This is a genomic window from uncultured Pseudosulfitobacter sp., from assembly GCF_963976325.1.
Classification (GTDB): Bacteria; Pseudomonadota; Alphaproteobacteria; order Rhodobacterales; family Rhodobacteraceae; genus Pseudosulfitobacter.
In genome coordinates, this window is the sequence record NZ_CAXBJW010000010.1 from 76,734 (window position 1) to 96,008 (window position 19,275).

A 19,275-nucleotide genomic window follows, 5' to 3' on the forward strand; every position below is an offset into this window, starting at 1 on the left:
GCACGTTCCTTGTTGTTTCCGGGTCTTGCTGCGCCGCCGCATTAGGTTAGTATCGCTGACTGATCGTGCGCGTCCGAACCAGACTGGAACCAGACCATGCTTTTTCAGAATATCCGCCTGCGCCCTGCGGTGCTGGCCGCTCTCCTTATCGGCTCCAGCCTGCCTGCCGTTGCGCAACAGCAGGGCATGCCGCCCGCTGCGGTGACCGTGATCACCGTGCAGCCACAGGATGTGCCGCTGACCACCACCCTGCCCGGTCGTGTGCTGGCTTCGGCGCAGGCCGAAGTGCGCCCGCAGGTGGCCGGGATCATCACGGAACGCAAGTTCAGGGAAGGCGGCCGCGTCGAAGAAGGCGATGTGCTGTATACCATCGACGCTGCCACCTACGAGGCCGCCGTGGCCCAAGCCAATGCCGCCGTGGCACAGGCCAATGCCCAGCTGAAGTCGGCGCAGAAGGAAGAGACACGCCTGCAAGAGCTGCAATCGCGCAATGTCGCCAGCGAACAGGCGCTGGACAGTGCCGTGGCCGCCCGCGACATCGCGGCGGCTGCGGTGCAAGCGGCACAGGCGCAATTGCAAGCGGCACAGATCCAGTTGGACCGCACCCAGATCCGCGCCCGTCTGTCGGGCGAGATCGGCCGGTCGCTGGCCAGCCGTGGTGCGCTGGTGACCGCAAGCCAGGCCGAGCCGATGGCGGTGATCCGCAACATCGACCCCGTTTATGTGGACGTGACCCAATCTGCCGCCGATATCATCGCATGGCGGCGTGACAACATCGGCGCGCGGCTGGAAGACCTGCCCACGGATGTGACCCTGACGCTGGCCGATGGCAGCGTGTTCGACCAGACCGGCACCCTGACCGCGGCTGAGCCGGACGTGAACGAACAGACCGGCGTCGTCGTGCTGCGGATGCAGTTCGCCAACCCCGACAAACTGCTGTTGCCCGGCATGTATGTGCAGGTTCAGATCGCCACCACCACGGCCAAAAACGTCTATCTGGTGCCGCAAGAGGCCGTCAGCCGCGACCGGCGTGGACAGCCCACGGCACTGGTGGTTGGCGCGGAAAACGTGGTCGAGATGCGGCAGCTTTCGGTGGTCAGCGATCAGGGCAGCAACTGGGTGGTCGACAGCGGCCTGAACCCCGGTGACCGCGTGATCGTGATGGGCCTGCAAAAGGCCGCCCCCGGCGCCACCGTGACCCCGCAGGAACAAGGCGCGGCCCCCGCGCCCGAAGCAGGCTCGGCCGCGGACCCGTCCGCCGCGCCGGCCGCAACCGAATAAGTCAGGATCAGATCCCGCCATGGCCCGTTTTTTCATCGACCGCCCGATCTTTGCCTGGGTCATTTCGATCTTTATCATGGGGGTCGGCATTCTTTCGATCCAGACCCTGCCGGTGGCCCAGTACCCGCAGATTGCCCCGCCCACCGTGACGGTCAACGCGGTCTATCCCGGTGCCTCGGCGGAAACCGTGGCCAACACTGTCACGCAGGTGATTGAACAGCAGATGACCGGTCTGGACGGGCTGCGCTATGTGTCGTCGTCGTCCACATCGTCGGGCAGCGCCAGCGTGACGCTGACGTTCGAAACCGGAACCGACCCCGACATTGCGCAGGTGCAGGTGCAAAACAAACTGTCACAAGCCAGCGCGCTGTTGCCCGAAGTGGTGCAGCGGCAGGGTGTGACGGTGCAAAAGTCGTCTGCCGGTTTCCTGATGGTCGTGTCGCTGATCGCCGAAGAGGGCACATATGACGCGACCGATCTGGGCGATTACCTGTCCACCAACCTTGTCAACGAACTCAGCCGCGTCGAAGGCGTGGGCAGTGCGCAGGTGTTCGGGGCGCAATATGCCATGCGCATCTGGCTGGACCCGTCCAAGCTGGCCGCGTTTGAACTGACGCCGGCGGATGTGGTCGCGGCTGTCTCGGCCGAGAACGCCCAGATTTCGGCGGGTGCCTTCGGGTCAATGCCTTCGGTCGACGGGCAGATGCTGAACGCCACCATCACCGCGCAATCCTTGCTGCGCACGCCCGAGGATTTCCGCCAGATCGTTCTGCGCGCCGAAACCGACGGTGGTCTGGTGCTGGTCAATGATGTGGCACGGGTCGAGATTGGTGCCGAAAACTATGCCACCATATCGCGCTATAACCGCAACCCCTCGGCGGGTCTGGCGATTTCGCTGGCACCGGGTGCCAACGCGCTGGACACTGCCGCCCTGGTCGAGACACGGCTGGAAGAGCTGGCGGAATTCTTTCCCGAAGGCGTCGATTATGTGATCCCCTTTGACACCACGCCTTTTGTGCAGATCTCGATCGAGGAAGTGATCAAGACGCTGGTCGAAGCCATCGTGCTGGTGTTCCTGGTGATGTACCTGTTTTTGCAGAACTTCCGCGCGACGCTGGTGCCCACGCTGGCCGTGCCTGTCGTGTTGCTGGGCACCTTCGGCGTGCTTGCGGCCTTCGGGTTTTCGATCAACACGCTGACCATGCTGGCGATGGTGCTGGCCATCGGTCTGCTGGTGGACGACGCGATCGTGGTCGTGGAAAACGTCGAGCGGATCATGGAGCAAGAGGGCCTTGGCCCCGTCGAGGCGACCCGCAAGTCGATGGACCAGATCACCGGCGCGCTGATCGGGATTGCCGTGGTTCTGTCGGCGGTGTTCGTGCCGATGGCGTTCTTTCCCGGCTCGACCGGTGTGATCTACAAGCAGTTCGCGGTCACCATCATTTCGGCCATGACGCTGTCGGTTGTCGTCGCGCTGACCCTGACACCGGCGCTGTGCGCGACGCTGCTCAAGGCCAAGGGCCACGAGAAACGCGGCGGGCTGTTCGGTGCGTTCAACTGGGGCTTTGACAAGTTGATGACGGGCTATGCTGCCACCGTGGGCAAGCTGGTGCGCTGGCGGTTCATGACGGCGCTGGCCTATATCGGGATCATCGTGGCGATGGGCCTGTTGTTCCTGCGCACGCCGCAGGGGTTTTTGCCGGAAGAGGATCAGGGGATTCTGTTCACCCTGATCCAGGCCCCCACCGGCGCCACGTCCGAACGCACGCTGGACGTGCTGAAACAGGTCGAGGATTACTATCTGGAACAGGAATCCGACATCGTGGAATCGGTGTTCGGCGTGGTCGGCTTCAGCTTTGCCGGTCAGGGCCAGAACGTCGGCATCATGTTTGTGCGCCTGAAAGACTGGAAAGACCGCGAGGCCGCCGACCAAAGCGCGCAGGCGCTGGCGGGTCGGGCCTTTGGTGCGTTCAGCCAGATACAGGACGCCATGGTGTTCCCGGTTGTGCCGCCTTCGGTGATCGAACTGGGCAACGTGTCCGGCTTTGATTTCTACTTGCAGGCCCGTGGCGGTCAGACCCACGAACAGCTTTTGAACGCCCGCAACCAGTTGCTGGGCATGGCAGCACAAAGCCCGCTGATCGCATCCTTGCGCCCCAGCGGTCTGGAAGACGCAGCCCAGTTCAAGCTGGACATCGACTGGCGGCGTGCCGGGGCCATGGGCGTGACCGCCACCGACGTGGGCAACCTGCTGACGATTGCCTGGGCCGGCCGCTATGTGAACGATTTTATCGACGAGGGGCGGATCAAACGTGTCTATGTTCAGGGTCAGGCCGACGCCCGCGCGGTGCCGTCCGATCTGGACAAATGGCGCGTGCGCAATGCCAGCGGCGGGCTGGTGCCGTTCTCGAACTTCGCCGATGCCTCGTGGGTTTTTGCACCGCAGGGCGTGACCCGCTACAACGGCGTGCCGTCGATGCAGCTTCAGGGGTCGCCCGTGCCCGGTGTCAGCACCGGTGACGGTCTGGCGGAACTCTACCGGCTGGCCGACCAGTTGCCCCCCGGCTTTCAGATCGCGCCCACCGGCCTGTCGCTGGAAGAGCAGGAATCCGGCAGCCAGGCACCGCTGTTGTACGGGCTGTCGCTGGCCGCGATTTTCCTTGCGCTGGCGGCACTTTACGAAAGCTGGTCAATCCCCTTTGCGGTGATGCTGGCCATGCCCATCGGCGTGCTGGGCGCGCTGACGGGCGCGTGGCTGGGCGGCTTTGAAAACGGTGTGTTCTTTCAGGTGGGCCTGTTGACGGTCATCGGTCTGACGGGGAAAAACGCGATCCTGATTGTCGAATTTGCCCGCGACCGCCGCGCCGAGGGCGAAACCGTGATCGAGGCTGCGGTCGATGCCGCGAAACAGCGGTTCCGCCCGATTATCATGACCTCGATGGCGTTCTCGCTGGGCGTTCTGCCGCTGTTGCTCAGCACCGGCGCGGGTTCGGGCGGGCGGACGGCCATCGGCAGCGGTGTGCTGGCGGGGACGATTTCGGCCACGGTCTTTGGCGTGCTGTTCGTGCCGTTCTTTTTCGTCATCATCTCGCGGCTGACCCGCAAGGGCCGCGCCGAAACCGGATGACCCAAACCGGCTGCGGGTTCAGGCCCGCAGCTGGAACCCCCGCGCGATGTGATTGCGCACGAACCAGATCAGCGCGACCGCCGGCACCAGTGACAGCACCATCATCGCCATCACCAGCCCGATGTCGGTCTGGAAGGTGAACAGCGCGTCAATCGCCATGGTGATCGGCTTGCCCCCTGTCGACGTCAGGATGCGGGCAAAGACGACCTCGACCCACGAGAAGATAAAACAGAAAAAACAGGCCACGCCGACCCCCGGCGCAATCACCGGCACCAGATGGCCGACAAAGAACCGGGGCAGCGAATGCCCGTCCAGAAACGCGGTTTCATCAAATTCGCGGGGCACGGCAGAGATGAAGCTTTCCAAGATCCAGATTGCGATGGGGATGTTGAACAGGCAATGCACCAGCGCAATGCCAAAGGGGGAATTCAGCAGCCCCAGCCGCGCGAACAGCAAGAAGATCGGCAGCGACAGCACCACGGGCGGCGTGATGCGAAAGGCCAGCAGCAACAGGAACACATGCCGGTCGCCGACAAAGCGGTAGCGTGACAGCGCATAGGCGGCAGGCAGCGCCACGGCCAGGGTCAGCACCACGTTGGCCGTGACATAGGTCAGCGAATTGCCCAGGGATGCCACCAGCGCGGGGCTGTCAAAGATATTGCGGTAATTCACCAGCGACCAGTCGCCCAGCGTCACCCCCGGATGCGGCAGGGTCACGGTCAGGCTGAGGACAATCGCCTGCACCAGCGGCCCGATGATGAACACCGCCAGCGCCAGCAGGGCCAGCGTGCGCAGAATGCCCCGCACGGTCATTGCGTTTCACGCTGCATGGCAACACGGAACAGCCACGCCACGCTGAGCACCAGCAGGAAATACAGCACCGACCGCGCGGCGGCAGGCCCGTAGTTGAAGGCGTTGATTTCCTCGCCCAGCTCCAGCGACAGGAACGCGGTCGCCCCCATCGGTCCGCCGGCGTTGATGCCGAAGGCCTCGACATAGATCATCAGGCTGTCGATCACCCGCAACAAAAGTGCCATCAGCAGAACGGGCCGGATCTTGGGCAACTGGATGTGCCAGAACACCTGTGCACGCGACGCGCCGTCGATGCGGGCCGCCTGATAATAGGACGGCGGGATCGCGGACAGGCCGGAATAGGTCAGGATCACCACCAGCCCGATCCAGTGCCATGTGTCCACCGTGACCAGCAGCGCATAGGTGTGAACGGCGTTGAACTTATAGTCGAAATCGAACCCGATGGCGTCGAACAACTGTGCGACGGCACCAAAGGTCGGGTGCAACAAATTCAGCCAGATCATCGGGATCAGGTTCCACGGCACCACCAGCGGGATCGCCACCAGCATCAGCACCAGGCTGCCCGCCAGCCGTCCGCGCGGGATCATCAGGGCGATGGCGATGCCCAGCGGGAACTGCACCAGCACAACCAGTGTCGAGAACAACAGGCTGCGCCCAAGGGCGGCATAAAGGTCCGGCGTGCCGACCAGTTCGGCAAACCATTCAGTTCCCACCCAGAAACGGCTTTGCAGGGTGAAAATGTCGAAAAAGGCGTAGTTGAACACCGCGATCAGCGGCACCAGTCCGACGATCCCCAGCACCGACATCGCGGGCAACATCAGCAGCCACGCGCGGTTGTCGGGGCGTTGGGTCACAGCGCCTCGCGCAGGATGGTTTCGTATGTGTCCACCGGCAGCGGCACGGCGTTCTTCTGGCTGGACGACGCGGCGCGGCCTTGGGCAGCCAGATCGGGCAACATAGCATCGGTTGCGCCATAGTCGGCCAGTCGTGGCAGGCCCTGTTCGGTCATCCACGCGGCCAGCCCCGTCAGCGCGTCGCCGTCGCCTTCGGGGGCAAAAACAGCGGCCACTTCGGCTGCGCAGTCGGCAACGCTGTCGGCTCCGGCGGCGGCATTGGCGCGCATCACCGGCACCAGCAAGCGCCCGCACAGCGCCCCGTGCGGTGCGCCCAACCGCGCGCCCAGCACCGCCGCCAACCCGTGCGCCGCGCCCAGACCGCCATTGGCCAGCGCCATGCCACTGGCCAGCGACGCCCAGGCCATCGCAGGCCACCCTGCCCTGTCGCCCGCCACCACGTCACGCAGCGCGCGCAGGGCGCCGGGCAGCGCCTGCGCCGTGAGCGCCCGGGTAAAAGGGGTGGCGGCGGCCGATGTCTGCGCCTCGATCAGTTGCGTCACCGCGTCCAGTCCCGCGTGCAGGGCGACGGCACGCGGCGCACCGGCCATCAGGTCCGGGTCCACCAGCGCGTGATCGGGGAACAGGGCGCGGCCACGAATGCTCAGCTTGGTGCCCAGTGTCGCCACGTCCAGCACCGCGTTGCGCGTGACCTCGGCCCCCGTCCCTGCGGTGGTCGGCAGGGCGATCAGACGCACATCGGTGCGACGGTCCAGCAGCGCGGGAGTGATGCGGGAGAAATCATCGCTTAGCCGTGTGCCCGACCCTGCCAGCACCGCCAGCACCTTGCCCGTGTCCAGCACCGAGCCACCGCCACAAGCGACGACGGTGCCGACGGCAATCCCGTTCAGCGCGTCCAGCGCGGTGTTGATGCTGTCCACCGACGGCTCGCCCGTGCAGCGGATCACGCAAGCCACGTCGCCCAGCATCTGCAACACAGGATCGGAGGCCACCCCGCTGGCACCTTGTACAAAAACCACCGGATCTTGTACCAGATCCGGCAACCGCGCCACACTGCCCGCGCCAAAGGCAATTTGCACCGGGCAGTCGATGGCAAAGGGTGTCATCACATCAATACCGCAGCGTGCTGTCGACGGCGCGTTTCCAGTTGGCATATTTCGCGGCACGGGCGTCGTCGGCCATGTTCGGCGTGAACTGCCGGTCCAGCGCCCACTGTTTGCCGAACGTCTCTTGGTCCGGTAGCGCATCTGCCTGCATTCCCGCCAGCCATGCCGCGCCCAAAGCTGTGGTTTCCAGAACCTTGGGCCGGTCCACGGGGGCACCGATGATGTCCGACAGGAATTGCATCGCCCAGTCCGACGCGCTCATCCCGCCGTCCACGCGCAGCACGTTCTTCGCGCCCTCGTCGGTCCAGTCGGCGTGCATTGCCTCAAGCAAATCTCGGGTCTGGTAGCCCACGCTTTCCAGCGCCGCCTTGGCCAGTTCCTCGGGTCCGGAATTGCGCGACAGGCCAAAGATCGCGCCGCGGCAATCGGGGTTCCAGTAGGGCGCGCCAAGGCCGGTGAAGGCGGGCACCAGGATCACGTCCTGCGCGGGGTCGGCGTTTTCGGCCAGCGGTTGCGTCTGCGATGCCTCGCGGATGATCTTCAGCCCGTCGCGCAGCCATTGCACCACGGCGCCGGCCACAAAAATCGACCCCTCCAGCGCATAGGTCGGCTTGCCGTCCAGTTGATAGGCAATCGTCGTCAGCAACCGGTTGTTCGAGCGCACCGGCGTGTCGCCCGTGTTCAGCAAGGCAAAGCAGCCGGTGCCATAGGTTGATTTCATCATGCCGGGTTCAAAACACGCCTGCCCGATGGTCGCCGCCTGCTGGTCGCCCGCCACGCCCAGAATGGGGATCGGCCGGCCAAACAGATCGGCGCGGGTGGTGCCGAAATCGGCGGCGCTGTCGCGCACGTCCGGCAGCATCGACATGGGCACGCCCATCAGGTCACAGATGGTCTGGCTCCAGCGCCCTTTGCGGATGTCATACAGCATGGTGCGCGCGGCATTGGTGGCATCGGTGGCGTGGACCTTGCCGCCGGTCAGCTTCCAGATCAGATAGCAATCGACAGTGCCGAACAGCAGATCGCCCGCCTGTGCGGCGTCACGCGCACCGTCGACGTTGTCGAGAATCCATTTGACCTTGGTCGCGGAAAAATACGGGTCCAGCAGCAGACCGGTGCGGTCGGCCACCATGTCGGCATGCCCCGCATCGCGCAGCGATTTGCAGAACTCGGCGGTGCGGCGGTCCTGCCAGACGATGGCGTTATAGACCGGCTTGCCGGTGGTCTTGTCCCACACGACGGTGGTTTCGCGCTGGTTGGTGATGCCAATGGAAATGATGTCCTGCGCGTCAATGCCTGCCCGTTCGATCACGGCGCGGCAGGTGCCTGCGGTGGTGCTCCACAGGTCAGAGGGATCATGTTCGACCCAGCCGGATTTGGGGAAAATCTGGCGAAACTCCTCTTGCGACGTCGCTTTAAGGTTCAGGGTTTCGTCAAACAGGATGGCACGGCTGGATGTGGTGCCTTGGTCGATCGACAGGATGTATTTCATGGGGCGCACGCTCTGGATCAAAGGGCAAAACGGGGGGCCGTTCAAGGCCCCCCGCAGTTTCTTGCAAATCTGGATTTATTCCCAGGATTTGATCAGCTCGTCATAAGCGACGGTTTTCGGCTCTTCGTCCTCGTTCTCGAGCTTGGGATAGGGCGCACCGGGCTGTTCGAACCAGTATTCGGCGCTTTCTTCTTCGTTCAGCTTGGGACCAAGGTCACCTTGGACGCCGGCACGTTCCAGACGCTCAAGCACGCGTTCCTGATCGGCGCACAGCGCGTCCAGAGCCTCTTGTGGTGTTTTCGCACCGGACATGGCGTCGCCGATGTTCTGCCACCACAATTGCGCCAGCTTGGGGTAATCCGGCACGTTTGTACCAGTGGGCGACCATGCCACACGGGCGGGCGAGCGGTAGAATTCCACCAGACCCCCCAGACGCGGGGCGCGTTCGGTGAAATGTTCGCTGTCGATGGTCGATTCACGGATAAAGGTCAGGCCCACATCCGATTTTTTCAAATCAACCGTTTTCGACACCACGAACTGTGCATAGAGCCATGCGGCCTGTGCGCGGTCCACGGGGGTCGATTCCATCAGCGTCCAGCTGCCTGCGTCCTGATAGCCGATCTTCTGGCCCTCTTTCCAATAGACGCCGTGGGGCGAAGGGGCCATGCGCCATTTGGGCGTGCCGTCTTCGTTCATCACGGGCAGGCCGGGTTTCACCGTGTCAGCGGTAAAGGCCGTGTACCAGAACATTTGCTGCGCGACGTTGCCCTGTGCGGGAATTGGCCCCGCTTCGGAGAATGTCATGCCAGCGGCGGCAGGGGGCGAATAGTTTTGCAGCCATTCGATTGCCTTGGTCACCGCATAGACGGCAGCCGGGCTGTTCGTGGCCCCGCCGCGTGTCACGCACGACCCGGTCGGTTGGGATTGTTCGTTGACGCGAATGCCCCATTCATCGACCGGCAGGCCGTTGGGTTCACCCACATCGCCCATGCCGGCCATCGACATCCACGCATCGGTGTAACGCCAGCCCAGGCTGGGGTCTTTCTTGCCGTAGTCCATGTTGCCAAAGACTTCGCCAGTCACGTCCATGTGGCTCAGGTCGCGGCCTGTGAAGAATTCCGCGATGTCCTCATAGGCTGACCAGTTGACCGGAACGCCCAGATCATAGCCGTATTTCTCTTTGAAATCGGCCATGTTCTTTTCATCGTTGAACCAGTCATAGCGGAACCAATAAAGATTCGCGAACTGCTGGGTCGGAAGCTGGTACAGCTTGCCATCGGGGCCGGTGGTGAAAGACGTGCCGATGAAATCGTCCAGATCCAGCGTGGGCAGGGTCACGTCCGCGCCTTCGTTCGCCATCCAGTCGGTCAGGTTGCGCACCTGCTTGTACCGCCAGTGGGTGCCGATCAGGTCGCTGTCGTTGATATAGGCGTCATAGATGTTTTCGCCCGACTGCATCTGTGTTTGCAGCTTTTCGACCACGTCGCCTTCGCCGATCAGGTCGTGGGTGACCTTGATACCGGTGATCGCGGTGAACGCAGGCGCCAGCACCTGGCTTTCGTATTCATGGGTGGTGATGGTTTCCGAGACGACCTTGATCTCCATGCCCTCGTAGGGCTTGGCTGCGTCGACAAAGAACTGCATCTCGGCTTCCTGATCGGCGCGCGACAGGGTCGAGACATCGCCGATCTCGGCATCGAGGAACGCTTTGGCGGCCTCCATGTCGGCAAAGGCCGGGCTGCTGAGCAGTCCCAGCGCAACGGCCAGCGCCGTTGAGGATTTCAGTGATATGTTCATAACGTTTCCTCCCTTATGAATGTGGATATTTATGTCGTCGCAGGGGCCCACATGCCGCTGCGCCGCTTCTTACACCCAGCGAAACACCGCTGCGGCGTAGATCAGACAGACAATCATCGCATAGGGCTGCGCCGCCCCAACCAGTCCCAGCCAGCCGAGGTTGATAAAGGCACTGCCCAGAAGCGTGATAAACAAACGGTCGCCGCGCGTGGTTTCCATTCCCAGCACGCCACGGCGCGGCGTTTCGGGGAATTTGATCGCCAGCACCGTGAAGGTGACCAGCAGCGACGCGATGACCATAAAGAAGATCGCGGTCGGCCATGTCCAAGCCATCCAGTCCATGTGTTGGCCCCTTTCCTTAAACCCGGCCCAGGGCAAAGCCCTTGGCGATGTAGTTGCGCACGAAATAGATGACCAAGGCCCCCGGCACGACGGTCAGGATGCCAGCCGCCGCCAGCACACCCCAGTCGATGCCGCTGGCCCCTTGGGTCCGTGTCATGATGGCCGCGATGGGTTTTGCATCGACCGTGGTCAGCGTGCGGCTTAGCAGCAGTTCGACCCACGAGAACATGAAGCAGAAGAACGCCGCGACGCCGATGCCGCTGGCGATCAGGGGCATGAAGATCTTGATGAAGAAACGGCCAAAGCTATAGCCGTCGATATAGGCGGTTTCATCAATTTCCTTGGGCACGCCACGCATGAAGCCTTCCAAGATCCAGACCGCCAGCGGCACGTTGAACAGGCAATGCGCCAGTGCCACGGCGATGTGGGTGTCGAACAGGCCCACGGAGGAATAAAGCTGAAAGAACGGCAGCGCGAAAACGGCAGGCGGCGCCATGCGGTTGGTCAGCAGCCAGAAAAACAGGTGTTTGTCACCCATGAAGCTGTAGCGCGAGAACGCATAGGCCGCAGGCAGCGCCACCGCCAGGCTGATGACGGTGTTCATCACCACGTAGATCAGCGAATTGACGTATCCCATATACCACGCGGGATCGGTCAGGATCGTCGCATAGTTGTCCAGCGTCAGGTTGCGCGGCCACAGGGTAAAGCTGTTCAGAATCTCGGTGTTGGTTTTCAGGCTCATGTTCAGCAGCCAGTAGATCGGCAGCATCAGGAACAGCAGGTAGATCGCCATCACGATGGCCGATCCTTTGACATGCAAGCGGCGCTTGGTGCCGCCTGCGGTCAGGTTGCCGGGCAATGTGTCAGGCTGGGTGGCGTCGGTCATCCCTTATCCCTCCTTGTTGTCCAGCGTCGTCATCACGGTGTAAAACACCCATGAGATCAGCAGGATCACCAGAAAATACATCAACGAGAATGCGGCAGCAGGTCCAAGGTCGAACTGACCCAGCGCCATCTTGACCAGATCAATCGACAACAGCGTGGTTGCGTTGCCCGGACCACCGCCGGTGACCACGAACGGCTCGGTATAAATCATGAAGCTGTCCATGAACCGCAGCAGAATGGCGATCATCAGAACGCCCGCCATCTTGGGCAATTCGATGAAACGGAACACGGCCCAGCGGCTGGCCTGATCAATCTTGGCGGCTTGGTAATAGGCATCGGGGATGGATTTCAGCCCGGCAAAGGCGAGCAGCGCCACCAGCGATGTCCAGTGCCAGACATCCATCACCACCACCGTGGCCCAGGCGGCAAAGGTGTCTTGGGTGTAGTTGTAGGAAATGCCCAGCTTGTCCAGCGTATAGCCCAGCAGGCCAATGTCGACGCGGCCAAAGATTTGCCAGATGGTGCCGACCACGTTCCACGGGATCAGCAGCGGCAGCGACATCAGCACAAGGCAGAAGCTGGACCAGAAGCCGGATTTCGGCATGTTCAGCGCCACATATATGCCCAGCGGGATTTCAATGGCCAGAATGATCCCCGAAAACATCAACTGACGCCCCAGCGCATTCCACATGCGGTCCGAATGCAGCATTTCCTCGAACCACTCCAGCCCCGCCCAGAAAAACTGGTTTTGGCCAAAGGTGTCCTGCACCGAATAGTTGACAACGGTCATCAGCGGGATGACGGCGGAAAAGGCGACCAGCAGCAGCACAGGCAGCACCAGGAACCATGCTTTTTGGTTGACGGTCTTGTTCATCAGGCGGCCTCCCCCTGTTGGCGCCAGTCGTCGACATAGACGTTGACCTGCGCGGTATCGAAGGCCACGCGGGTCATGTCCGGCGTAACCTCGGTGCCCTCGGCGGCGACGATGTTGATCTCGTTTCCGAAGAGGTCGGCGCGGATGATCTTGTGGCGGCCTACGTCCTCGACGCGGCGCACTTTGACCGGCAGGCCATCGCCATCGGTCAGAGTCACGAATTCGGGGCGCACGCCCAGCTTCACGTCACCGTTCAGCGCGCCATAATGCCGCCCCAGCGCGACCTGCGCGCCGTGTACCGTGGCCTGCGTGCCCTCGACCGACGCCGGGATCAGGTTCATGCCGGGCGAGCCGATGAAATAGCCCACGAATGTATGTTCGGGCCGCTCGAACAGTTCCTGCGGCGTGCCGATCTGAACCACGCGACCGTCGTGCATCACCACCACCTTGTCGGCAAATGTCAGCGCCTCGGTCTGGTCGTGGGTCACGTAAATCATCGTGTGCCCGAATTCGTGGTGCAGCGATTTCAACTGTGTGCGCAGTTCCCATTTCATATGCGGGTCGATCACGGTCAGCGGTTCGTCGAACAGCAACGCGTTCACGTCCTCGCGTACCATGCCACGGCCCAGGCTGATCTTTTGCTTGGCATCCGCTGTCAGACCACGGGCGCGTTTGTTCAGCACGTCCTCCATGCCGATCATCTGCGCGATCTTCTGCACCCGTTCGGCCACGTAAGACGCAGGTTCGCCCCGGTTGCGCAGCGGAAAGGCCAGATTGTCGTGCACGGTCATCGTGTCGTAGACGACCGGAAACTGAAACACCTGCGCGATGTTGCGGTCGGCGGTGCTGGATTGGGTCACGTCCTTGCCGTCAAACAGGATGCGCCCCTGGCTGGGGTGCAGCAGGCCCGAGATGATGTTCAGCAGCGTGGATTTTCCGCAGCCCGAGGCACCAAGCAGGGCATAGGCCTCGCCGTCGGCCCAGTCGTGGTTCAATTCCTTCAGCGCAAAGTCGGCCTCGGATTTCGGGTTTGGCAGGTAGGAATGTGCCAGATTGTCGAGCGTGATCTTTGCCATGTCTCAAGCCGCCAATGCATAGGAAGCGGGGGCAACCAGATCGCCCGCTTCGGTAAAGATGTAGACATGCGCAGGGTCCAGATAGACCGATTGCGCCGTCCCCGGTTTCAGGTCGTGCACCCCGTGGACCAGTCCGACCCAAGTGTCGTCGTGGTGGTTCAGGTGAACAAAGGTTTCGGACCCTGTCAGCTCGGTCACGATCACGCGGGCGTCGAACTGCAATGCGCCGTCCTTGTGGCGGGCAATCTCCAGATGGTTGGGCCGGAACCCCGCCAGATAGCGCCCGTCGGCCAGATCGGCCAGCGGGCCGGTGGCCTTGGCGCTTTGCCCTTTGCCGAACATCAGGGTGCCGCCGGTCTTGCTGATGGTCATGAAGTTCATCGGCGGATCGCTGAACACCCGCGCCGTGGTCGCATCGACCGGCTGGCGATAGACCCGCGGTGTCGGGCCGAACTGGGTCACGCGGCCCTGCCACAGGGTCGCGCAATTGCCGCCCAGCAACAGTGCCTCTTCGGGTTCTGTCGTGGCATAGACAAAGACCGCGCCGGATTCCTCGAAGATCTTGGGGATCTCGACGCGCAATTCCTCGCGCAGCTTGTAATCGAGGTTCGCCAACGGTTCGTCCAGCAACACCAGCCCCGCGTTCTTGACCAGCGCCCGCGCCAGCGCGCAACGCTGTTGTTGCCCGCCGGACAACTCCAGCGGTTTGCGGTTCAGGAAGGGCCCAAGCTGCATCAGGTCGGCGGCCTGTTTCACGGCTGTGTCAATCTCGGCCTTGGACTTGCCCATCAGACGCAGGGGCGAGGCGATGTTGTCGTAAACGGTCATCGACGGGTAGTTGATGAACTGCTGATAGACCATCGCGACCTTGCGATCCTGCACGCGCATTCCGGTCACGTCCTGACCTTCCCAGAACAGACGTCCCTCGGTCGGCACATCCAGCCCTGCCATCAGCCGCATCAGCGAGGTTTTCCCCGACGACGTCGGACCCAGCAGCACGTTCATCGTGCCACGCTCAAGCGTCAGGTCGGTGGGATGAATATGCACATCGCCGTTCACCACCTTGGACACGTTTTTGAACTCAAGCGTCATGTCGCCCCCCTATTCCGCCGCCGCAGCATTCGACTGCTGTGCGTGGTCTTTCATCCATCCCTGCAAGCGGTCGATTTCCGCTGCATCCATCCGCAAGCCCAACTTGCTGCGCCGCCAGACCACGTCCTGCGCTGTGCGCGCGTATTCCTTGTCCATCAGCCATGTGACCTCGCGCGCGGTCAGCGTCGCGCCGAAATCCGTGCCCAGATCGGCCAGCGTTTTGGCCCCGTCCAGCATCTGCGCGGCTTCGGTCCCGTAAGCACGCACCAGCCGCAGCGCCCAGCGGTCGGTCAGGAAGGGAAAGTCGCGTTTCAGACCGGCCACCAATGCGTCGACCCCGTCCACCGGGAAATCACCCCCTGGCAGCGGCACGCCTGCGGTCCAGACCTTGTCGACGCCATCGAAATGATGCGCGATCTGTTCCAGCGCGGTTTCGGCCAGCCGGCGATAGGTGGTGATCTTGCCGCCAAAAACGCTCAGCGCGGGCGCGCCGCGGCTGGTGTCGGTCTTGATCACATAGTCGCGGGTCGCCGCACTGGCACTGCTGGCGCCGTCGTCATAGAGGGGACGCACGCCCGAATAGGTCCAGACCACATCGGCGTCGGAAATCGGTTTCGCCAGATAGCCGTTGATAAAGTCGATCAGGTACGACTGTTCTTCCGGCGTGATCTGCGGTTTCACATCTGCGTCGGTATGGTCCATGTCGGTGGTGCCGATCAGGGTAAAGTCGGTCTCGTAGGGGATCGCAAAGATGATGCGCCCGTCGGTGCCCTGGAAGAAATAGCATTTGTCGTGATCAAACAGCCGCTTGGTCACGATGTGACTGCCGCGCACCAGACGCACGCCGCTTTGCGAATTGCTTTTCAGCGTGCCGCGCAGCACGTCGCCAACCCATGGGCCTGCGGCGTTCACCACCATCTTGGCGGTCATGGTGCGGCTTTGGTCGCCCTCTTGCAGTGTCACGTGCCACAGGCCGTCCACCACCTCGGCGCTTGTTACCTTGGTGCGGGGCATGATCTGCGCGCCGCGTGCTTCGGCGTCGCGGGCGTTCAGGACCACCAGACGCGAATCCTCGACCCAGCAGTCGGAATATTCAAACGCCTTTTCGAATTTCGGGTTCAGCCCGCGCCCCTCGGGGGCGCTGCGCAGGTCCAGCCTGGAGGTGCCGGGCAGGATTTTGCGCCCGCCCAGAGTGTCGTACAAAAACAGCCCCAACCGGATCAGCCAGGCAGGCCGCCGCCCGCGCATCCACGGCATCACCACGTTCAGCAGTTTCGACGTGGGCGTGGTCATGTCAAAGCGCATTGACCGGTGATGGGGCAGCACGAACCGCATGGGCCACGAGATATGCGGCATCGCGCGCAGCAGCACCTCGCGTTCGATCAGCGCTTCGCGGACCAGCCGCAGTTCAAAATACTCCAGATAGCGCAGACCGCCGTGGAACAGCTTGGTCGACGATGCAGAGGTGGCCGAGCCGATGTCGTTCATCTCGGCCAGGCAGACCGACAGGCCCCGGCCCGCGGCGTCGCGTGCGATGCCACATCCATTGATGCCGCCGCCGATAATCAGCAGGTCACAGTCCGGTTTCATCAAAAGCCTCCCCTGCGACGTTTCCGCCGCTTGGGACACAGCGTACAAAATTCACGCGCGTTTGGAAGATAAAAATGTTCGTTTTTGCGCGTTTTCCGCCAAGAGGCTGAATTTACACTGGATTCCGAGCGGAAATGCATGTCAATTTACAATCATGCGCTGCGAACCGCACAATAGCGCAGGTCACAGGCGTCGAATCGTGACCGGATGGGAGGCAGAATGAGTCAATCTTTGCGCAAACCCGAGATCATCAAGATCGCCCGCCGCGAAGGCCGGGTGACGGTTGACGGGCTGGTGGACCATTTTGGCGTGGCCCCGCAAACCATCCGCCGTGACCTGACCGAGCTTGCGGATTCAGGCAAGCTTGAGCGGGTTCACGGGGGCGCTGTGCTGCCTTCGACGACCACCAACATCGGATACAGCGAACGCCGCGCGCTGAACCAGGCGGCTAAGGTGGACATTGCCCGTGTCTGTGCCAAGCAGATCCCGAACGACTGTTCGGTGTTCCTGAACATCGGCACCACGACCGAAGCGGTCGCCGCCGAACTGCTGCATCATCAGGGGCTGCTGGTGGTCACCAATAACATCAACATTGCCATGATCCTGTCCCAAAGCCCCAGCATCGAGGTGGTGGTGACGGGCGGCAACCTGCGCCGGTCCGACGGCGGGCTGGTCGGTGATCTGGCCACCCAGACGATCCGCCAGTTCCAGTTCGACTATGCCGTTATCAGTTGCTCGGCGCTGCGCGACACGGGCGATCTGATGGACTTTGACATTCAAGAGGTGGGCGTGAGCAAAACCATCATCGCCCATTCCGAAGAGGTGTTTCTGGTGGCCGACGGGTCCAAGTTCGAACGCAAGGCCCCTGCCCGTATCGCGTCTATGGCGCAGGTCGATATGTTCATCACCGACCGGCCCCTGTCGCCTGCCTGCACCCGTTTCTGCGAAACTGCCGGGACTAGGGTGTTGTACGCGTAACAAACCACAAAGTCGCCACATTTCAGTCTGTGGTTGAGCGGCCTGCCGCCCATTTTGGCAGTTTGAAACCAAGAGAAGCCTTATTTACCACGGTTTTTCCGTTAAGACGTCTCAAAAATGCCCCGTTTCCCTGACCTTTTGTTAACAACTTAGAGCAGATCGACCGCCGCTTATGGTGGAAACGTAAATGGGGAACGAAACCGATGATGCATATTCTTGCCGTAGATGATGATCCTGTCATCCTGGACCTGCTGCGTGGCAGTCTGACCGAAGAAAAGAATTATAAACTGACCTGCGCCGCGTCGGCCGAAGACGCCCTGGATATCGTGCGCGAAGCGCCGCGTCTGTTCGATTGCTTTCTGGTCGACATCATGCTGCCCGGTGTTGACGGGATTGAAATGTGCGAAATGATCCGCGCCTGCGCGGCTTACCGCAGCACCCCGATCCTGATGATGACCGCCAGCCGCGAGGCCGGTCTGATGCAACGTGCGTTCTTTGCCGGTGCGACCGACTATATCTCGAAGCCGCTGGAAGGTGTCGAATTGGGCGCGCGGATCAATTCCGCCGGCCTGCTGAACGCCAGCCTGTTGCGCGAACGCGAGGCACAGCACACGCTGGGCGAGCTGACCGCGCTGGTCAAAGTGCGCTTTGAAGAGGCGTTCAAGCTGGACGTGCCCGGCATGTCGAACCTGCTTCAGATGGAAAACCACCTGCTGCGGCTGCAAACCGGCTGCTATGCGATGAACCTGTTCAGCATCGAAGCCCAGGGTATGAAAGCCGCACATGCCAACGTGTCGGCCCCTGCGTTCCGCAACGCGATCGAACAGTTGGCTGAAATCACGCTGGATTCATTGAACGGCTTTGCTGCGCACGTGGCCTATGTCGGATCGGGCCGGTTCCTGGGGTTGACCATCGGCCGCCGCCGGCTGGACCTGAACAAGCTGCGCCGCGACATGACCGAAGATCTCAAGCGGAACTGGGACGAAGAAACCAGCCAGATGCCCACGCCGCCCAAGGTGCGGATCGGGTCGGTTGGCAACCAGCGGTATTGGTCCGGCATGTCGGCCAGCGAAAAACTGCGCGAGAGCAGCATCAAGGCCGCCCCCTTCGAGGAAAGCGTGGAGGAAGAGGAAAGCAACCTGTTCGCCAAGTTCGAAAACTACGTGGATTCGCGCGACTGATACCGGCCCCGGTGCCCATGAACGATCAATGCGGCGGCTTGTGGCACAGTGCCCTTGCCGCCGCGTTCACATTTTTCTGTCCTGACGGGTGCCGCGCCCCCGCGTTGCGCCCTGTGCGTGTAGATTGAAACGCCGCACCGCGACAGTTTTTGTAAAAAATTCCAATTGTTTCGCCAAATGCCCAATTGATGCCATCTTTCCCCGTAGGGTTGTCATAAGGGCGCCAGACACTTGATTTGGCGCAAAAAGCAGAAATGGAGACTTTCAGTGCGTATTTTAGCTGTGGACGATGATCCCATCATTCTCGAACTGTTGACGCAGTTTGTTGCGGCTATTGGAGAGCACGAGCTGACAACAGCCGAATCCGGCGCGCAGGCGCTGGAGATTCTAAAGACACCCGGATGCGTTCCGTTCGAGTGTTTCATGCTGGACATCCAGATGCCCCAAATGGACGGCGTCGAACTGCTGACCCACATCCGCGACATCGCCCGTTATGCGGACACGCCGGTGCTGATGGTCACTGCGATGTCCGACAAGCGCTATATCGACGCCGCATTCAAGGCGGGTGCCACCGACTATGTGACCAAGCCGTTCGAAGTGAACGAGCTGCGCGTGCGCGTGGGCATGGTCGAGAAGATGGCCCAGACGCGCCAGTTGCGCACCAAGAAGATTTTCGCGGCCAAGACCGCCGCCGCCGCGCCGCAGATGCTGGAGCTGCACGAGCCGCTGTCTGTCTATGACGTGGACAACGTGATCGACTTTATCGCGATGGAAAACTACGTGGCCC

The 19,275-nt window shown here is 62.0% G+C and carries 16 protein-coding genes; 5 read left to right on the top strand and 11 right to left on the bottom strand.

What is annotated here, in order from left to right; genetic code table 11:
• Positions 1-96: 96 nt before the first annotated feature.
• Together AAC077_RS17190 and AAC077_RS17195 are read left to right on the top strand one after the other, a co-directional pair.
• A complete protein-coding gene (locus AAC077_RS17190) occupies positions 97-1,281 on the top strand; it encodes an efflux RND transporter periplasmic adaptor subunit (protein ID WP_339772121.1) in 1,185 nt (394 codons plus the stop codon).
• A 19-nt stretch (positions 1,282-1,300) separates the two neighbouring features.
• Positions 1,301-4,408 carry an efflux RND transporter permease subunit gene (locus tag AAC077_RS17195; protein ID WP_339772124.1) on the top strand — a complete coding sequence of 1,036 codons (3,108 nt, stop codon included), beginning with the start codon at positions 1,301-1,303 and terminating at the stop codon, positions 4,406-4,408.
• Between the two features lie 18 nt (positions 4,409-4,426).
• On the opposite strand, the gene AAC077_RS17200 is transcribed toward AAC077_RS17195, so the two are convergent.
• The 11 genes from AAC077_RS17200 to glpD form a co-directional block, all read right to left on the bottom strand.
• Positions 4,427-5,221: a carbohydrate ABC transporter permease gene (locus AAC077_RS17200; protein ID WP_339772126.1), complete on the bottom strand. Its 795-nt coding sequence runs from the start codon at positions 5,219-5,221 to the stop codon at positions 4,427-4,429.
• Positions 5,218-6,075 (bottom strand): sugar ABC transporter permease, encoded by an 858-nt coding sequence (locus AAC077_RS17205; protein WP_339772129.1) that lies wholly within the window; start codon positions 6,073-6,075, stop codon positions 5,218-5,220. The genes AAC077_RS17200 and AAC077_RS17205 overlap by 4 nt, the downstream gene beginning before the upstream one ends.
• Complete coding sequence (locus AAC077_RS17210; protein ID WP_339772132.1) at positions 6,072-7,181, bottom strand: iron-containing alcohol dehydrogenase; 1,110 nt, start codon at positions 7,179-7,181, stop codon at positions 6,072-6,074. Before AAC077_RS17210 ends, AAC077_RS17205 begins: the two co-directional genes overlap by 4 nt.
• 4 nt (positions 7,182-7,185) lie before the next feature.
• A complete protein-coding gene (gene glpK / locus AAC077_RS17215; protein WP_339772134.1) occupies positions 7,186-8,673 on the bottom strand; it encodes a glycerol kinase GlpK in 1,488 nt (495 codons plus the stop codon).
• Between the two features lie 75 nt (positions 8,674-8,748).
• Entirely contained in the window at positions 8,749-10,470 is a 1,722-nt protein-coding gene (locus tag AAC077_RS17220) for an ABC transporter substrate-binding protein (protein WP_339772137.1), read from the bottom strand.
• Between the two features lie 69 nt (positions 10,471-10,539).
• Positions 10,540-10,812 carry a DUF2160 domain-containing protein gene (locus AAC077_RS17225; protein WP_114295121.1) on the bottom strand — a complete coding sequence of 91 codons (273 nt, stop codon included), beginning with the start codon at positions 10,810-10,812 and terminating at the stop codon, positions 10,540-10,542.
• Between the two features lie 16 nt (positions 10,813-10,828).
• Positions 10,829-11,698: a carbohydrate ABC transporter permease gene (locus AAC077_RS17230; RefSeq protein WP_339772148.1), complete on the bottom strand. Its 870-nt coding sequence runs from the start codon at positions 11,696-11,698 to the stop codon at positions 10,829-10,831.
• Between the two features lie 3 nt (positions 11,699-11,701).
• Positions 11,702-12,571 carry a sugar ABC transporter permease gene (locus tag AAC077_RS17235; protein ID WP_339772150.1) on the bottom strand — a complete coding sequence of 290 codons (870 nt, stop codon included), beginning with the start codon at positions 12,569-12,571 and terminating at the stop codon, positions 11,702-11,704.
• Positions 12,571-13,647, bottom strand: a complete 1,077-nt coding sequence (locus tag AAC077_RS17240) for an ABC transporter ATP-binding protein (protein WP_339772153.1) — start codon at positions 13,645-13,647, stop codon at positions 12,571-12,573. Before AAC077_RS17240 ends, AAC077_RS17235 begins: the two co-directional genes overlap by 1 nt.
• 3 nt (positions 13,648-13,650) lie before the next feature.
• The gene (locus AAC077_RS17245) at positions 13,651-14,739 is read right to left on the bottom strand and encodes an ABC transporter ATP-binding protein (RefSeq protein ID WP_339772156.1); all 1,089 of its coding nucleotides are present in this window, start codon (positions 14,737-14,739) and stop codon (positions 13,651-13,653) included.
• 9 nt (positions 14,740-14,748) lie between these two features.
• On the bottom strand, positions 14,749-16,329 hold the full coding sequence (gene glpD / locus AAC077_RS17250) for a glycerol-3-phosphate dehydrogenase (RefSeq protein WP_339772159.1): 1,581 nt from the start codon (positions 16,327-16,329) through the stop codon (positions 14,749-14,751).
• A 219-nt stretch (positions 16,330-16,548) separates the two neighbouring features.
• Between glpD and AAC077_RS17255 the strand changes: the two genes are divergently transcribed.
• The 3 genes from AAC077_RS17255 to AAC077_RS17265 all read left to right on the top strand — a co-directional run.
• Positions 16,549-17,307, top strand: coding sequence for a DeoR/GlpR family DNA-binding transcription regulator (locus AAC077_RS17255; RefSeq protein ID WP_339772161.1), 759 nt, complete (start codon positions 16,549-16,551; stop codon positions 17,305-17,307).
• A gap of 203 nt (positions 17,308-17,510) precedes the next feature.
• On the top strand, positions 17,511-18,488 hold the full coding sequence (locus tag AAC077_RS17260) for a response regulator (protein ID WP_339772164.1): 978 nt from the start codon (positions 17,511-17,513) through the stop codon (positions 18,486-18,488).
• Between the two features lie 267 nt (positions 18,489-18,755).
• Positions 18,756-19,275 (top strand): response regulator (locus AAC077_RS17265; RefSeq protein WP_339772166.1); only part of this gene is annotated, 520 nt, incomplete at its 3' end.

What these genes read in the sequence shown, in the direction of transcription:
- AAC077_RS17235 (WP_339772150.1), bottom strand. Translation starts at nt 12,571, where the DNA reads ATGAACAAGACCGTCAACCAAAAAGCATGGTTCCTGGTGCTGCCTGTG.
- AAC077_RS17220 (WP_339772137.1), bottom strand. Translation starts at nt 10,470, where the DNA reads ATGAACATATCACTGAAATCCTCAACGGCGCTGGCCGTTGCGCTGGGA.
- AAC077_RS17190 (WP_339772121.1), top strand. Translation starts at nt 97, where the DNA reads ATGCTTTTTCAGAATATCCGCCTGCGCCCTGCGGTGCTGGCCGCTCTC.
- AAC077_RS17225 (WP_114295121.1), bottom strand. Translation starts at nt 10,812, where the DNA reads ATGGACTGGATGGCTTGGACATGGCCGACCGCGATCTTCTTTATGGTC.
- AAC077_RS17210 (WP_339772132.1), bottom strand. Translation starts at nt 7,181, where the DNA reads ATGACACCCTTTGCCATCGACTGCCCGGTGCAAATTGCCTTTGGCGCG.
- glpK (WP_339772134.1), bottom strand. Translation starts at nt 8,673, where the DNA reads ATGAAATACATCCTGTCGATCGACCAAGGCACCACATCCAGCCGTGCC.
- glpD (WP_339772159.1), bottom strand. Translation starts at nt 16,329, where the DNA reads ATGAAACCGGACTGTGACCTGCTGATTATCGGCGGCGGCATCAATGGA.
- AAC077_RS17245 (WP_339772156.1), bottom strand. Translation starts at nt 14,739, where the DNA reads ATGACGCTTGAGTTCAAAAACGTGTCCAAGGTGGTGAACGGCGATGTG.
- AAC077_RS17230 (WP_339772148.1), bottom strand. Translation starts at nt 11,698, where the DNA reads ATGACCGACGCCACCCAGCCTGACACATTGCCCGGCAACCTGACCGCA.
- AAC077_RS17255 (WP_339772161.1), top strand. Translation starts at nt 16,549, where the DNA reads ATGAGTCAATCTTTGCGCAAACCCGAGATCATCAAGATCGCCCGCCGC.
- AAC077_RS17195 (WP_339772124.1), top strand. Translation starts at nt 1,301, where the DNA reads ATGGCCCGTTTTTTCATCGACCGCCCGATCTTTGCCTGGGTCATTTCG.
- AAC077_RS17240 (WP_339772153.1), bottom strand. Translation starts at nt 13,647, where the DNA reads ATGGCAAAGATCACGCTCGACAATCTGGCACATTCCTACCTGCCAAAC.
- AAC077_RS17200 (WP_339772126.1), bottom strand. Translation starts at nt 5,221, where the DNA reads ATGACCGTGCGGGGCATTCTGCGCACGCTGGCCCTGCTGGCGCTGGCG.
- AAC077_RS17260 (WP_339772164.1), top strand. Translation starts at nt 17,511, where the DNA reads ATGATGCATATTCTTGCCGTAGATGATGATCCTGTCATCCTGGACCTG.